14 protein-coding genes are annotated in these 13,839 nt (G+C 43.2%); 3 read left to right on the top strand and 11 right to left on the bottom strand.

Features of this window, described 5'->3' with window-relative positions:
* Positions 1-3: 3 nt before the first annotated feature.
* Entirely contained in the window at positions 4-1,254 is a 1,251-nt protein-coding gene (gene hemA, locus A8C56_RS23180; protein ID WP_067761093.1) for a glutamyl-tRNA reductase, read from the bottom strand.
* A 293-nt stretch (positions 1,255-1,547) separates the two neighbouring features.
* On the opposite strand from hemA, the gene hemH reads away from it, so the two are divergent.
* On the top strand, positions 1,548-2,582 hold the full coding sequence (gene hemH, locus A8C56_RS23170) for a ferrochelatase (RefSeq protein ID WP_067761090.1): 1,035 nt from the start codon (positions 1,548-1,550) through the stop codon (positions 2,580-2,582).
* 36 nt (positions 2,583-2,618) lie between these two features.
* Here the strand turns inward: hemH and A8C56_RS23165 are convergent, their stop codons facing one another.
* Genes A8C56_RS23165 through A8C56_RS23155 form a run of 3 tightly spaced genes read right to left on the bottom strand, consistent with a single transcriptional unit; the run spans position 2,619 to position 6,090 of the window.
* Positions 2,619-3,530 (bottom strand): hypothetical protein, encoded by a 912-nt coding sequence (locus A8C56_RS23165; protein WP_067761088.1) that lies wholly within the window; start codon positions 3,528-3,530, stop codon positions 2,619-2,621.
* A gap of 6 nt (positions 3,531-3,536) precedes the next feature.
* The gene (locus A8C56_RS23160) at positions 3,537-3,929 is read right to left on the bottom strand and encodes a hypothetical protein (protein WP_067761086.1); all 393 of its coding nucleotides are present in this window, start codon (positions 3,927-3,929) and stop codon (positions 3,537-3,539) included.
* A gap of 4 nt (positions 3,930-3,933) precedes the next feature.
* Positions 3,934-6,090: an ATP-binding protein gene (locus A8C56_RS23155; RefSeq protein WP_067761085.1), complete on the bottom strand. Its 2,157-nt coding sequence runs from the start codon at positions 6,088-6,090 to the stop codon at positions 3,934-3,936.
* An 88-nt stretch (positions 6,091-6,178) separates the two neighbouring features.
* Between A8C56_RS23155 and A8C56_RS23150 the strand changes: the two genes are divergently transcribed.
* Together A8C56_RS23150 and A8C56_RS23145 are read left to right on the top strand one after the other, a co-directional pair.
* A complete protein-coding gene (locus A8C56_RS23150) occupies positions 6,179-6,511 on the top strand; it encodes a hypothetical protein (RefSeq protein WP_067761083.1) in 333 nt (110 codons plus the stop codon).
* Positions 6,512-6,524: 13 nt separating this feature from the next.
* Positions 6,525-7,079, top strand: a complete 555-nt coding sequence (locus A8C56_RS23145; RefSeq protein ID WP_067761082.1) for a CopD family protein — start codon at positions 6,525-6,527, stop codon at positions 7,077-7,079.
* 42 nt (positions 7,080-7,121) lie between these two features.
* Here A8C56_RS23145 and A8C56_RS23140 read toward each other — a convergent pair whose 3' ends face one another.
* The 7 genes from A8C56_RS23140 to A8C56_RS23110 all read right to left on the bottom strand — a co-directional run bounded on the left by A8C56_RS23140 (position 7,122) and on the right by A8C56_RS23110 (position 13,796).
* A complete protein-coding gene (locus A8C56_RS23140; RefSeq protein WP_084490371.1) occupies positions 7,122-7,643 on the bottom strand; it encodes a nucleoside 2-deoxyribosyltransferase domain-containing protein in 522 nt (173 codons plus the stop codon).
* Positions 7,644-7,851: 208 nt separating this feature from the next.
* Positions 7,852-8,328, bottom strand: coding sequence for a cytochrome C oxidase subunit IV family protein (locus tag A8C56_RS23135; protein ID WP_067761078.1), 477 nt, complete (start codon positions 8,326-8,328; stop codon positions 7,852-7,854).
* Between the two features lie 36 nt (positions 8,329-8,364).
* On the bottom strand, positions 8,365-9,237 hold the full coding sequence (locus A8C56_RS23130; RefSeq protein ID WP_067761076.1) for a cytochrome c oxidase subunit 3: 873 nt from the start codon (positions 9,235-9,237) through the stop codon (positions 8,365-8,367).
* Positions 9,238-9,266: 29 nt separating this feature from the next.
* Positions 9,267-9,842 (bottom strand): cytochrome c oxidase subunit 3, encoded by a 576-nt coding sequence (locus A8C56_RS23125; protein WP_067761074.1) that lies wholly within the window; start codon positions 9,840-9,842, stop codon positions 9,267-9,269.
* Positions 9,843-9,868: 26 nt separating this feature from the next.
* A complete protein-coding gene (cyoE, locus tag A8C56_RS23120; RefSeq protein ID WP_084490479.1) occupies positions 9,869-10,768 on the bottom strand; it encodes a heme o synthase in 900 nt (299 codons plus the stop codon).
* A gap of 56 nt (positions 10,769-10,824) precedes the next feature.
* The gene (locus A8C56_RS23115; RefSeq protein ID WP_067761070.1) at positions 10,825-12,630 is read right to left on the bottom strand and encodes a cytochrome c oxidase subunit I; all 1,806 of its coding nucleotides are present in this window, start codon (positions 12,628-12,630) and stop codon (positions 10,825-10,827) included.
* A 35-nt stretch (positions 12,631-12,665) separates the two neighbouring features.
* Positions 12,666-13,796 (bottom strand): cytochrome c oxidase subunit II, encoded by a 1,131-nt coding sequence (locus A8C56_RS23110; RefSeq protein ID WP_067761069.1) that lies wholly within the window; start codon positions 13,794-13,796, stop codon positions 12,666-12,668.
* Between the last annotated feature and the right edge of the window lie 43 nt (positions 13,797-13,839).

Here is a 13,839-nt window from a genome sequence, read left to right as displayed (position 1 = left end):
CACTTAGGGTATTTGCAGATAATCATTAATGCTGCTGATGAACTGGCAACCTTTATCATGCTTTATCTTCAGGTTTACTGCCAGCTGTTTTACTGCTTTCTGTGCACGCAGCACACGCTCAGTTTCGCTGATCAATTCTTTATCTTTATAAAATTCACAAACGGATGTTTGCGTTAAATCAATTTCGCAGAGCTTATTTTTCCATGTTTTCAGGTGGTGCGCATAATGATGCTCCCTTAACCAGTTCAGGAATTCTTTTTTAAAGTGATCGATGATCACATTCGCCTTAGGCACTTCAGCCTTGCGCCGGGTAAGGGTTTTGTCAAGAATAGAGCTGGAGATCTCATCCACATCAATCACTGTAATATCCTCCATTTTTTTTACCAGCGGATGCACATTTACAGGAACAGAAAGGTCCAGTAACAATTGCTGTTTGCCGGGCCGGATGTGTTCCGGCAGCACTGTTGGCTCCTTGGAATTGGTGCAAACAATAATGATGTCTGCTGCCTCAATAGCTGCCGCTTTATCCTTATAAGCGGCAAAATGAACGCGGTTTTCCTCCGCTATTGCTTTAGCTACTTCATCCGTACGGTTTATAATGGTAACAGCAGTGCCCGGCAGATATGTGTTCAGGTTCTTACAAACATTTACACCAAACTTACCAGCCCCTATGATCAGGATCTTCTTTTGGGCAATATCCTTTATATTCTGCAATAATTCAATTGCTGCAAATGATACAGAAACCGTTCCGTCGCTCAGATTGGTCTCTGTTTTTATTTTTTTTGAGGCCTGAAAGGCAAAATTGAGCAACCGATCCATCACCGGGCCAATTAACTGTTGTCCCCGTGCTGTATCCACAGCTCTTTTCAGCTGGCCAAGAATTTCATAATCGCCCAATATCTGGGAGTCCAGCCCTGCGGAAACCTTAAACAGGTGCTGCAGCGCTTCATCTCCGTTCTTAAAATAACCACATTCATAAAAACCGGTCTTATCGCCATTTGTATGTGACACCAGCAACTCTACCAGCTGCATTACGGATTCAGCAAAACCATAAATTTCAGTACGGTTACAAGTTGAAAGAACAAAGACGCTTTTTAGTCCATCAATTTTAGCATTTTTGCCCAATGCGGCAAAAGCGTCATTGCTTAAAGAAAAAAGGCCTCTTGTTGCAGCATCAGCTTTGTGATAGTTAATACCAGCAATACAAAAACGATCTAACACCTGTTTTGAAATATGGAACTCCTCTATTGCCATGATAACTGCGCAAATGTATAAAGGATAAGTTGGAGTATCGTCATATTTTTGTCACTGGCAGCCAAAAAAAATATGATTTTTATCATGAGTTCCAGATGCTTGCAGCCAGGCATTCTTTCCGCTGCCTGCAATCGCATGACCCTGCTCATCTTTTACAGAAAGAAGGCTGTATAAAACAGGATCACTTTTGTATAACTTATATCTTTGCCGGTTGTTATTTCTATGGTTCATTATAAAAAACTGACCTCAAAGCGGTCATCATCCCGAAAAAATAAACGAATATTAGTTCTGTAATGCGTAAAACCGGAGTAATTTTAATGAATCTGGGCTCTCCGGATTCTACTGAAGTCAGAGACGTAAGAAAATATCTTAACGAGTTCCTGATGGACAAACGGGTTATTGACAAACCCTTTTGGCTGCGTTTCTTATTAGTGAAAGGGATCATTACCCCTTTCCGGGCGCCTAAATCCGCAGAAGCTTACAGTACCATCTGGTGGAAAGAGGGCTCCCCGCTGATTGTTTTATCCGAACGGCTGCGGGAGGCCATTCAGAAAAAAACAGATCTTCCTGTGGAACTTTCTATGCGCTATGGCAATCCAACTCCGGAAGCATCGTATAATGCCCTGCTAAAACGTATGCCGGATGTAGAAGAAGTCATTCTGGTTCCTCTATATCCGCACTATGCTATGAGCAGCTTTGAAACGGCTGTGGAGCACATGAAGAAAGCACATAAAAAGAATAATTATTCCTTTGCACTCAAAGTAGTTCCCCCGTATTACAAGCATCCTGCCTACATCAATGCACTGTCTGAAAGTATGCGCCCTTACCTGCAGGAAGACTTTGACCAGTTGCTCTTTAGCTATCATGGCATTCCTGTTTCTCATATTTACAAAACTGATACAACCAATAGTTTCCATAATCTGAATTCTCCTGAAGAATGCTGCACCCATGAAGCGGCACAGGCCACCTGTTACCGTTACCAGGTAATGACTACTAGCAGGCTGGTTGCAAAAGCACTGGGGCTAAGCAAAAAGCAGTGGCAAATCAGCTACCAAAGCCGCCTGGGGCGCGATCCCTGGCTATTGCCCAATACACAGGTACGACTACCGGAACTGCCCGGGGAACATATAAAAAAACTGGTGGTTGCTTGTCCTTCGTTTGTAAGTGATTGCCTTGAAACGCTGGAAGAAATAGAAATGCGTGGCAAGGAAGATTTTCTAAAGCATGGCGGTGAAAAATATACTTATATTCCCTGTATGAATACTTGCGAACCCTGGATAGACGCGTTGTTACAATTAATTGAAGAGACGGCAACAAGCGCCGGATAATACTGGAGTGGTTAAAGACCGGGAGTCTTTCCTGAATTACAGGTCCGAAATCTTTGGTAATACCGTCCAGTAGCATACAACGATCCGTCTTCGCTCATCAGTAGGCTTGTAATCTTTGATCCTGGGAGAGGGATATTCCTCTCCTTTACCATAGGCAATGTACCCTATTTTGAGCGAATTGAAATTCTTAAACCTGGAAGCATTGGTATCTAATACGATCTTTACCTTCTGTGCCATTTCCTTTGCCCGCAGATCGGAAAGGAGCTGGTTCAGCTCGGACTGGGAAGGGAGCTCCTTATGGAGTATCTGCGTCAGCTCTTTATAAAGAGGCCCTGTTTCCGCTACGCGGGTGTTATCTGAATACCCCACAAACACAATGCGGGCCTCACGCTCAATAGCCGCATATTTATTGGCGATTACTGATAAAGAGTCAACAATAGGTGTAAAATTGGAAATAATAGTACCCATAGCCGATTGCGGAATACGATAAACACCCCGGTCAAAGAAGGCAGCCAGGTGAAACATCTTATATTTTGAAAGGCGTACCGACTCATTTAGCATGCTATAGACCTCCTCCCGCCGCTGTTGCGTATTATTAAAAGAGTCCAGCAGGATGAGTTTGGCTAAGATATCTTTTGTAGCGATCCCTTTTCGGAATGAGGCCCTGTTCCGGGCAGCTGCGTCTATAATTAGCGCCAGTTGCTCCACACTGTTCAGCCTGCTGTTCAGTTTGTCTAATATATCCTGTACTCCTTTATTTAAAACACTGTCAATCGTGCGGTCTTCTGCCCTGGCATTCAGGATCACTTTTACAGAATCCAGCCGGGCAGCTTCCTCCTGGATCATTCTTTTTGTTTTTTCACTGGTTGCTTTTGCAGTAGCCAGTTGTTTTTGGAAACCGCAGGATGCCAGAAGAAGCAGACTAAAAATAAACAGATACAATTTCATACTTCACTATTGAGGAACCGGTTTAATGGTAAAGCCGGTTGGTTTAGCAGGTTGTTTTATTTTTTGTGCCAGTATATTGTTATAAATCTTTTTCCTGCTATCTGCGATCAGGCGTTTCCCCTCATCCGAGGTACTGTTTTTCCGGGAAATTTCCTTTAGCTGTAAATTAATGAGCGTAGCATTACTGTCCAGTTTTAGTTCATTAAAAGATAATAGCATGTCATCCAAAGAAAGATGTTTCATTGACAGTTTTTTGTCATATTTCCCTTCCGGTTGTGCGCAAAAAAGCATCCACACCATCAATACAACGGATACCAGCCATAAAAGCACCAATGCCAGCAATATTGTCTTATACGGCCGTCCCTGTTTTAACGTATTTTTTATGAGCTGCCGGTGCATACTGTCAGGATTGAAATACGAAACGCCCCTCTTTATCAATCTGGTGAATGATATGGTCACAATCTTTAACTATATTTTCCAACGTACCATCTGTAATCGTATTATCACCTAACAGCTTAAAGATCATATGGTTTGGCCCCAGGGCGGAAAAAGTGGACCTGGCACGATGCAGGATGCGGGCTACTTCACCTGCATTACCGGCTTTGGCAGCAGCTTTCAGCGCTGTCTTATCCTGCGCCCATTGTTTTTTTATTTCAGCAAGCACTTCCTGCATTACCGCTTCATCCCCTCCTGTAAGCTCCCGGAAAAAATCCAGGTCTTTACCGGCTGCACCGGCATCAGCCGGCTGGCTGCCAGTGTGGGCATCTGAAAGATACCTGGCAATTTTTGCAATGATCTCTTTTTCTTCGATCGGTTTTCCGATATAATCATTAAACCCCGCAGCAAAACAACGCTTAATTTCATTTTCCATTACATAGGCGGTCATTGCAATAGCAGGTGTATAAATTTGTAGTTCTTCCCGCATCACAGATATGGCATCATATCCATTCATTTGCGGCATCTGAATATCCATCAGAATGAGATCATAGGTCTTTTGCCGGGCTTTTTCCAGGGCCTGCCGTCCATTTTCAGCCACTTCAATGTTCAGCCGGTGTTTTTTTAACAGGTGCTTTATCAGCAGGCGGTTTGCGGCATTATCTTCTACCACCAATGCCGTATACCCTGAAAAATCGGCGGTAAAGACCTGAGCCTCTTTGCTAACTGTTTTTGCAGGAACCGCTACTTTTTCAAAAATACCTGTGAAGGTAAATTCGGAGCCTACTCCTATTTCACTGTTTACAGAAACGGATCCGCCCATTCGCTCAACAATACTTTTTACAATGCTTAACCCAAGCCCGGTGCCTCCATGCTGCCGGGTAGTGGAATGCTCCAGTTGTTCAAACCGTTCAAAAATAAGACCTATTTTTTCTTCAGGGATCCCTTCCCCGGTATCTTTTACACTGAATATCAGCTGATATGTATGCTCCTTTTCAGAAGGCTGTGTACCCACATGAACAGATACGCCACCGTGAGCCGTAAATTTAATGGCGTTATTGATAAGGTTTACCAATACCTGTTTTAGCCGTTGCGGGTCTCCTTTTACCATTTGCGGGATTTCCGGATCAATTTCCCATTGGTAGGTAAGCTTTTTTTCCCCTACAATGGCGGCAAACATACACTTCAGGTCTTTAAAAAGCTCCTGCAGGTCAAACGGGATTCGCTTAATGCGCAGCTTACCGGCTTCAATAGAGGAAAAGTCCAGTATGTCATTTACAATATGCAGCAAATTGTAACCATTGGAAATAATTGTATTGATATATTCTTTTTGCTTGTTTGTGAGCGGTGTATCTGATAACAGGTTTCCAAAACCGATCAGCGAGTTTAAAGGAGTGCGTAGTTCATGGCTCATATTGGCCAGGAATTCATCCTTTGCATTCTTGCTTTTAACCGCAGCCTCCCGGGCTACCTTTAATTCCCTGATCAATATCAACTGCTGCCACTGCCGCATTATAATAATTGTTGTAAAAACAAGTACGGCAATAATAGCTGCTATTGCCAAAATGCGGTTATAAACAGAAAGCCTGTTGGAATGCGCAGAATTGGTTACCAGTGTTTGCTGCAGCTGGTTTTCCAGGGATTTTTCAACCAGCACACCATAATGGTATACATCTTCTCCCGGCTTTGACCTGCTGAGCGAATCAATAAGCGTTCCCAGCAAGGGAATATTATTCTTCTGACGGGCATCTAAAATAGCATAGGAAAGATTGAGCTGGGTATTAACCGCGTCTATCAGGCTGCGCAGATCGGGAACAGCCCCTTTCCGTGCAATGGCATCGCTCAGCACGTTTGCGTTATAACCCAACAAGGTAAGGGAATCTTCCAAAATGCCTATTGCTTCTTTATTCAGACTGCCTGCCTGCTGTAAACGCGACTGCAGTGAAAAAGAAAGGTTCACCAGTTGCTGCATACCGTTATTATTTTTGAACGTTTCCACAGCCTCCACATTCCCGTTCTGCAATGCGCTGGTAGCTCTTCCTGTAAGGTTCTGCGTAAATACAATGCTTACAACCAGTATGAAAGCGAAAAAGATAAGCAGAAAATAACTATATCCCTTTTGCATACTGCTGTTTTGAATTTAAGTGATCAACCAGGTTTCGACTTTCTTTCCGAAGCATAACACCTTTAAATAAAAATAATAGCCGGTAACAATGATTACCGGCTCAGGCGGGCCAAAATTAGACATTCTTATTGTATTTAAAAACAGAATTTTCTGTCAGCCTTTATATAGTTTATACACTACTTCGTCTTTTGCTGTTCAGTCAGAAAAATCATTTTTTATTGTTTCAAAAGAAGTACTGCAGGCAACCGTTCTCCGTCTATCGCGGTCTGTTCCGTTTTATGGCTATAACCCATTGAGTAACAGGGAACAGGTACTTAAGGCGGTTGCCTGTATTACTCATCTTTCCGGTTCTAATCTGAAATTCTATACTTTTGATAAAAAACCGGGCAGGATCTTCCTTACCTGTACCAGCTCATTTTAATAAATTTTAAGTTTTGGCGTATTTATATTTAAAAGCTGTTCACATCATTTTTGTAGTAACCTGGTTCGCAGGTTTATTTTATATGCCCCGGTTATTTATTTATAATGTGGAGGCCAATGAAAAACCGCAACCGGAGCAGGATCTCCTGCATGCGCAGTTCAAAAAAATGATGCGGCCCCTTTGGTATGGCATTACCTGGCCTTCGGCCATTCTTACGCTGATCCTGGGGCTCTCCGTTTTGATCAGCAGTGGTTTTTATGCAATCCTTTTTAAACCCGAAGGTTTCTGGCTATTGCTGAAGCTGATGCTGGTACTGCTCCTTTACGGGTATCATTATTCCTTACACCGCATTTTCAAACAACAAATGAATGGTATTTATAAATATACCTCCGACCAGCTCCGGATGTGGAATGAGGTAGCCACCGTTTTTCTGATAGCCATTGTACTGCTTGTTGTGGTAAAAAGGGAGATGAGCGTTGTCTGGGGCCTGGTAGGGATGCTGCTGCTGATCTTTATTCTGATGCTGGCCATCCGCATTTATAAAAGGATCCGCACAAAAGGCAAATAAGAAGGTTCCTTTTTTACAGAGCCGGTAAGCCTGGATAACTAACTATTGCAATTGCTTTTTTAGCTGCCCCAGCATTTCGTCCACTGTTTTATATTGTTTAATCCCATATCGCTCACAAACAATATCCACATTTCCTTTCCGCCAGAACCCTTCAGGGCAGACCACCATTATTTTTTTTGATCTTGCATACAGCCCCAGTTCCAGCAGCGTTATGGGGCTTTGGGAAGCAGGTTCAAAATACATCAGGATCATATCTGCTTTTTCAAGAGCATCCAGCTCCCATTCTACCTGTCTCCGGAAATTGGTATCGGTGCTTACCGGTTTCCAGCTCTTATCCCAGTCGTCCCTGCGGGGATTCAGAATAATTCCTTCTACACCGGCCAGTTGTTGTATTACTTTTTTCTGCCAGTTCTCAGATCTGCCCATATCAATGCTCCCCGCCAGAAATATTTTCACCCTTTTATCCTGCTCCGGGATCAATGCGGGTGATTGAATAATGGTTAGTTTTTGCGCGATGATACATGATGGTGCCAGGAAGAAAAGGAGAAAGCAAACTATTTTCATTGCACAATTTATTTATATCTAATGAAACTTTTACCAGACCCGGTTTCTTACAGTAATACCTGTGTAGGGCAGAACTCATGCGCCTTTTAAGAAATGGCAAATCAGTTCTTTTTTTGAATCTTTTTAATAAAATTGAATTCCGTTTTATTACCACAACAAAACGGGGCACTTTAAGGCGCCCCATTCTCTATAAAAATCCAGTAATGATTTATTGTCTTTGCCCTTTCTGATTGGAATTATACCGGTGCGTTTCCGTAGGAATGACCGGATGACCAGAAGGAGTGGTTGATTCCTTAAAATAAGGGTCGTATTTATTCCGCAGGTTCTTGTAGGAATTTCCATCTGCAAGGAAAGCGATAATGAACCAGATAAATAACAATAAGGGCAACAGGATAGTCATCGTAAAATTACGTATCTCATCGCCCAGGTGCATAAATACAGAAACAATATAAAAAGCCTTTCCCAGGGTTAAAATACAGATAACGCCTTTTATTAAAAGCAGCAATCCATGGCTGGGCTCGCCTTTATGCAAACTATAGATGGTAAATCCCAGCGCCAATTCTATGATCGTAAAAACGGAAAGGATCAGCGTTGTTCTTTTTACGCGTTGTTTAAAAGTAGTGTCATCCATATGATGTTCAAAAGTAACCTCGGATGAAGCGGGTGCGTGTGTATCGTGGCTCATTATTATTTCTTTAGAAGTCAGTTAAACGTTTTAAAATCAGATGAGGTAAAAAGCAAGGAATACAAATACCCATACAAGATCTACAAAGTGCCAGTATAATCCTATCTTCTCAATCATCAGGTAATGGCCCCTGCGTTCAAAAACACCTGTTTTTGTCTGGATCAGCATAATGATCAGCAAAATAACTCCTACAGATACGTGAAAACCGTGGAAGCCGGTAATGCCGTAGAAGAAACCACCAAATGCAGTGGGCCCTGCTTTACGTACCACCATTTCGCTGCTGGACAGCATTTGCACCAGTTGCTCTTTTGGTGTTTGAACCAATTGCGCAAATGAAAGATGAGAAGCATGCTCTTCCTGCACCAGCCTGGCCAGGGTTTCGGGAGAGGACTTTAAAAGAGCAGGAGTTACTTCCTGTGGAAGCACGATCTCACCCCAGGGATTGGAACCATTTCTTTGTGTTAATAGTTCAATATGATCACCCACCAGTGCAGGATGACCTTCTGTAAGCAGGTGGTGCCATTCCCAGGCCTGGCAGCTCAAAAAGATCAAACCGCCTATAATAGTAAATATCAGGTATTTTTCTACACCTTTTTTATCGCGGTTATGGCCGGCGTGCACGGCCAGCACCATGGTAACGGAACTGATGATTAACACAAAGGTCATCACGCTCACAAAAGCAAGCGGGAGGTTGGCATGCCCTGCAAAAGGGAATGTGTTAAACACAATGCTGGGCTCCGGCCAATAGTTCAAACCAAAACGAACGGTACCTAAAGAAATAAGGAATGCTCCAAAAGTAAAGGAGTCACTCAATAAGAAGTACCACATCATTATCTTCCCATACTCTATATTAAACGGGCTTTTTCCGCCGCTCCACCATTTGGTTTTATGTGTTACTGTTTGTTCCATATTGATTGAATCAATTTTTTATAAGTTGTTTATCCCAGAATTAAGAAAAAGATCATCAAATAAATCCAAAGCCCGTCTACAAAATGCCAGTACGTGCTCATTACTTCTACAGGCACTGCATTATAGATCTTTGTGCTTCCTGCTATTGATCTAAAGAATATGATCAGCAATGCGATTATTCCTCCTATTACATGCACCGCATGCAACCCTGCAATAGGATAGAAGAACTGACCTGCACCGGATGCTCCTCTAAAACGTACATTGTTGTTCCAGAGCTCTGTAAAACCCAGTATCTGGGAAATGACAAAGCCAATACCCAAAATAAGAGTAATACCCAGCAACAGCCGGTATTGCTGCATATTCCGGTTTCTGAATGTTTTTACAGCCATCTGTATGGTTATGCTGCTTACCATAATGATAATGGTAGATACCCAGAATATTTTAGGTAATACAAAAGTTCTCCAGCCGGTCTGATTACTTTTAACAATGAATGCGCTTGTAAACCCTACAAACATCATTATAATACTGGCCATAGCCACCCACAAGGCAAATTTATGCGGGTGCAGTCTTTTATTTTGTTGTTCACTCACTATAATCGTACTCATATAAACCAATCAAAATCTTTCAAAAATCAGGATTTTGCCAGCAACAAGGCCAGCAATACCACGGGTAAATGAATATAGCTGCCAAACATTACCCTGCGTGCAGCAGGCACATCCATCCGGGAATAAAGCGCTACCGCCCTTGCTATTAAAAAAATATTCGCAAGTATGATCAACCCAAGCCCTGTCATTCCTTTTACATTGTTGTAGCTGCAAATTCCCACAAAAAAAGGCGCAACGGTAATGGGCAACATCAAAAGCGCATATACTACTGTTTGCAGGGCCGTAAATTTTGTAGGCCCTTTTTCACTGGGCAGTAATTTAAACCCCACGTTGCTGTAGTCCTTATGCGCTACCCATGCAATAGCCCAGAAATGGGGAAACTGCCAAAGGAACTGGATGCCGAACATAATAATACCGCCTAACCAGTTGATGGGCTGTCCCGGAACATACCCGGCTACCCAGCCAATTAAACAGGGCAGCGCGCCGGGAAAAGCACCTACTAAAACAGCTACTGAATTAACTTTTTTCAGCGGTGTATAAACAAAGGCATATAAAAACAGGCTAAAGGCTGCAAGAGTAGCTGCCGTCCAGTTAAAATAATAGCCCAGGACAAAAATGCCCAATGCTCCTGTAAAAATTGCAAATCCCCAACCCTGTTCAGGGCTTAATCTTCCTGAAGCAACAGGCCGTTTTGCAGTTCTTTTCATTTGAGCATCTGTATCCTTTTCCACAACCTGGTTGATGGTATTAGCGCTGCCGGTTACCAGCATTCCACCTGCAAAGAGCAAAACAATCCTCCACCAGTCATACATCACATCGGGCACCAGCAGGTAACTGATCACACTGCTGAAAACCACCATTATACTTAATGAGGGCTTCATTAACTGGAGAAAATCCCTTACTCCACCCTCTCCTGATCTTTTCAATTTTTTATATTTAGTCAATAGCCAATGGACATTTACTCTTGACTATTCACCATTAACTAATGTTCTGATTCATTTTCACCCACCGGTTCTGTCTGGGGAATAAAATCTCTTCCATCCTTACCGTAATCATAAGCCCAGCGGTGCACTTCAGGAATTTCTCCTTCCCAGTTACCATGGCCGGGATGAATAGGAGTGGTCCACTCCAGTGTAGTTGCGCCCCATGGATTCTGAGACCGCACTCTTTTTCCTTTGTACATGGAATAGAAATAGTTGAATACAAACATTAACTGTACAGAAAAAGCGATGATGGTAACCACGGTGATCATGGCATCCAAACCATGAAACTGGCTGAAACTTGCCCAACTGCTCTTGTCAAGATAACGCCTTGGCATACCTGCCAGCCCCTGGTAGTGCATTGGCCAGAAAATAAGGTAGGCACATACCAGTGTTACCCAAAAATGGATGTACCCTAATGTACTGTTCATATAACGGCCAAACAATTTGGGGTACCAGTGATAAATACCTGCAAACATGCCAAAGAAGGCAGATACCCCCATTACAATATGGAAGTGCGCGATCACGAACATAGTATCATGCAGGTGAATATCGATAGTAGAGTTTCCTAACCAGATACCGGTTAAACCGCCGGAAATAAAGATGCTTACAAACCCTATTGCAAAGAGCATCGCCGGTGTAAAACGCAGGTTTCCCCGCCAGATGGTGGTGATCCAGTTAAATACCTTTATTGCAGAAGGAATGGCAATTAACAGGGTCAGTAATACAAACACCGATCCCAGGAAGGGGTTCATACCTGTAACAAACATATGGTGCGCCCATACAAGGAAGGCCAGCACACAGATCGCCATTAATGATGCAATCATGGCCATATAACCAAAGATCGGTTTGCGTGCATTGATGGCCAGTATCTCTGATGCCAGCCCCATGGTTGGCATAATGATGATATACACTTCGGGGTGGCCCAGGAACCAGAACAGGTGCTGATAAAGGATGGCGCTTCCCCCTTCATTAGGCAGTGCCTGGCCGGCAATATAAATATCGCTCAGGTAAAAGCTGGTACCCAGGTGACGGTCGAACATCAGTAATACCAGACCGGATAATAAAACGGGGAATGACAATACACCTAATATAGCTGTGAACAGCAGCGCCCAGATGGTGAGCGGCATCCGTGTCATAGCCATACCCTTGGTGCGCATATTTAAGATAGTGGAAATATAATTCAGACCGCCTAAGAGCTGAGAAGCCACAAAAAGTGTCATGGCAATGATCCACAGATCCATACCGCTTTTGGAGCCCTGGGAAGCCTGACCTAATGCGCTAAGCGGAGGATAAACCGTCCACCCGCCTGCTGCAGGGCCTGTTTGAGTGAACAGGGAAGAGATCATTACGATACTTGCAGCAAAGAACATCCAGTAGGAAAGCATGTTCATAAACGGAGAGGCCATATCCCTGGCGCCCACCTGCAAAGGAATGAGGAGGTTGGCAAAGGTTCCGCTAAGGCCTGCTGTTAACACAAAGAAGATGAGCACCGTTCCGTGCATGGTAGTTAAGGCGTAATAGAATTCCGGTTTTATCTTGCCCCCTTCGGCCCAATGCCCGAAAAATGTTTCCAGGATGGGAAAGCTCTGGTCAGGGAATCCTAATTGTAAGCGAAACAGCACCGAAAATAAACCACCAATAATTGCCCAGATGATCCCTGTTACCAGGAACTGCTTGGCTATCATTTTATGATCCATGCTGAAAATGTACTTGGAAATAAATGTTTCTTTGTGATGATGCACATGTGGCTCACCGGAGTGGCCATGGCTTGCAACCTCATGCTGAATATGTAAAGTATCGCTCATAATAAATTTTTTTTAAACTGCCCCTTAATCAAAAACTATTTACCTGTAGAATCCTTCTTTCCGGCAGCAGCATCAATAGTAACCTTTGCAGAATCTTTTCCTGCTGTACCGGAAGCGGCTGAATCCTTTGCCGCTGCACCGGTTGCCGGCGCGGCAGTAGGTGCAGCGCCTTCCAGATCTTCCTTCATTTGCGCGTACTTGGGCTTTTGGGAAGCCATCCATTGATCAAATTCTTCCTGTGTTTCCACAACGATCTCACCCCTCATTCCTGTATGCCCCTGCCCACACATCTGATCACAGGCTATTTCATATACAAATTTACTATTTCCTGTTTCTTCCTGCATCTGTTTTGTGGTTTTTATTGGCGTGAACCACAAAGTGGTGGGTGTGCCCGGTACCGCATCCATCTTTAAACGGAAATGAGGCAAACCCACACTATGTATAACGTCTTTAGAACCAATGACCAGTTTTACAGGCTTGCCCACCACCAGGTGCAATGCCTGCCCTGCGGGCAGGAAAACATCATCATGGTTGGCCTCATCATCCCAGATCTGGCCCAGCGGGTTATCATGTGCCTCATCAATATATTTATAATATTTCTTACCAAAAACCCCATCCTTGCCCGGGTAACGGAATTCCCACTTAAACTGGCTGGCAGTAATTTCAACCTGCATGGCATTCTGCGGCGCCGCACCGGTAATCCTGTACCAGTAAACCAAACCAAATCCTATGAGAATAGTTAACACAATTGCAGGTACCACGGTCCAAAGCAGCTCCAGTTTATTATTATGCGGAAAATAATAGGCCGTTCTTTTATCAGACTCCTGGTATTTAAAAGAATACCAGAACAACAATATCTGCGTTGCAAAAAACACGATACCGGTTGCTATCAACGTATACAACATCATATTGTCAACCAGGCGGCCATGATCTGAAGCAGAAGACCCGAATTTCAAAATTTTGTCGCCCAATGTATGATGTGTCCAATAGACACCAAACAGCCCTACAACCAAAAAAACCAGCAGTAAAAACCCATTGATTTTATTAGACTGCTTCCTGGTTTTTTCTTCTCCCCTGATTACTGACACAAATTCACTTGCCCGTGCAATCTGAAAGGTGATGATAAAACCCAAAATCAAAATGGCGAATATTAAAAAGTTTTGCATACGATGTTGTTCTAATATTTATTTCAACTACTTATATTATGAA

Source organism: Niabella ginsenosidivorans, assembly GCF_001654455.1.
Lineage (GTDB): Bacteria > Bacteroidota > Bacteroidia > Chitinophagales > Chitinophagaceae > Niabella > Niabella ginsenosidivorans.
This window is presented reverse-complemented; position numbering and strand designations above follow the sequence as displayed.

Coding starts and splice junctions, on each gene's coding strand:
- hemA (WP_067761093.1), bottom strand. CDS start 1,254: ATGGCAATAGAGGAGTTCCATATTTCAAAACAGGTGTTAGATCGTTTT.
- hemH (WP_067761090.1), top strand. CDS start 1,548: ATGCGTAAAACCGGAGTAATTTTAATGAATCTGGGCTCTCCGGATTCT.
- A8C56_RS23165 (WP_067761088.1), bottom strand. CDS start 3,530: ATGAAATTGTATCTGTTTATTTTTAGTCTGCTTCTTCTGGCATCCTGC.
- A8C56_RS23160 (WP_067761086.1), bottom strand. CDS start 3,929: ATGCACCGGCAGCTCATAAAAAATACGTTAAAACAGGGACGGCCGTAT.
- A8C56_RS23155 (WP_067761085.1), bottom strand. CDS start 6,090: ATGCAAAAGGGATATAGTTATTTTCTGCTTATCTTTTTCGCTTTCATA.
- A8C56_RS23150 (WP_067761083.1), top strand. CDS start 6,179: ATGATTACCGGCTCAGGCGGGCCAAAATTAGACATTCTTATTGTATTT.
- A8C56_RS23140 (WP_084490371.1), bottom strand. CDS start 7,643: ATGAAAATAGTTTGCTTTCTCCTTTTCTTCCTGGCACCATCATGTATC.
- A8C56_RS23135 (WP_067761078.1), bottom strand. CDS start 8,328: ATGAGCCACGATACACACGCACCCGCTTCATCCGAGGTTACTTTTGAA.
- A8C56_RS23130 (WP_067761076.1), bottom strand. CDS start 9,237: ATGGAACAAACAGTAACACATAAAACCAAATGGTGGAGCGGCGGAAAA.
- A8C56_RS23125 (WP_067761074.1), bottom strand. CDS start 9,842: ATGAGTACGATTATAGTGAGTGAACAACAAAATAAAAGACTGCACCCG.
- A8C56_RS23115 (WP_067761070.1), bottom strand. CDS start 12,630: ATGAGCGATACTTTACATATTCAGCATGAGGTTGCAAGCCATGGCCAC.
- A8C56_RS23110 (WP_067761069.1), bottom strand. CDS start 13,796: ATGCAAAACTTTTTAATATTCGCCATTTTGATTTTGGGTTTTATCATC.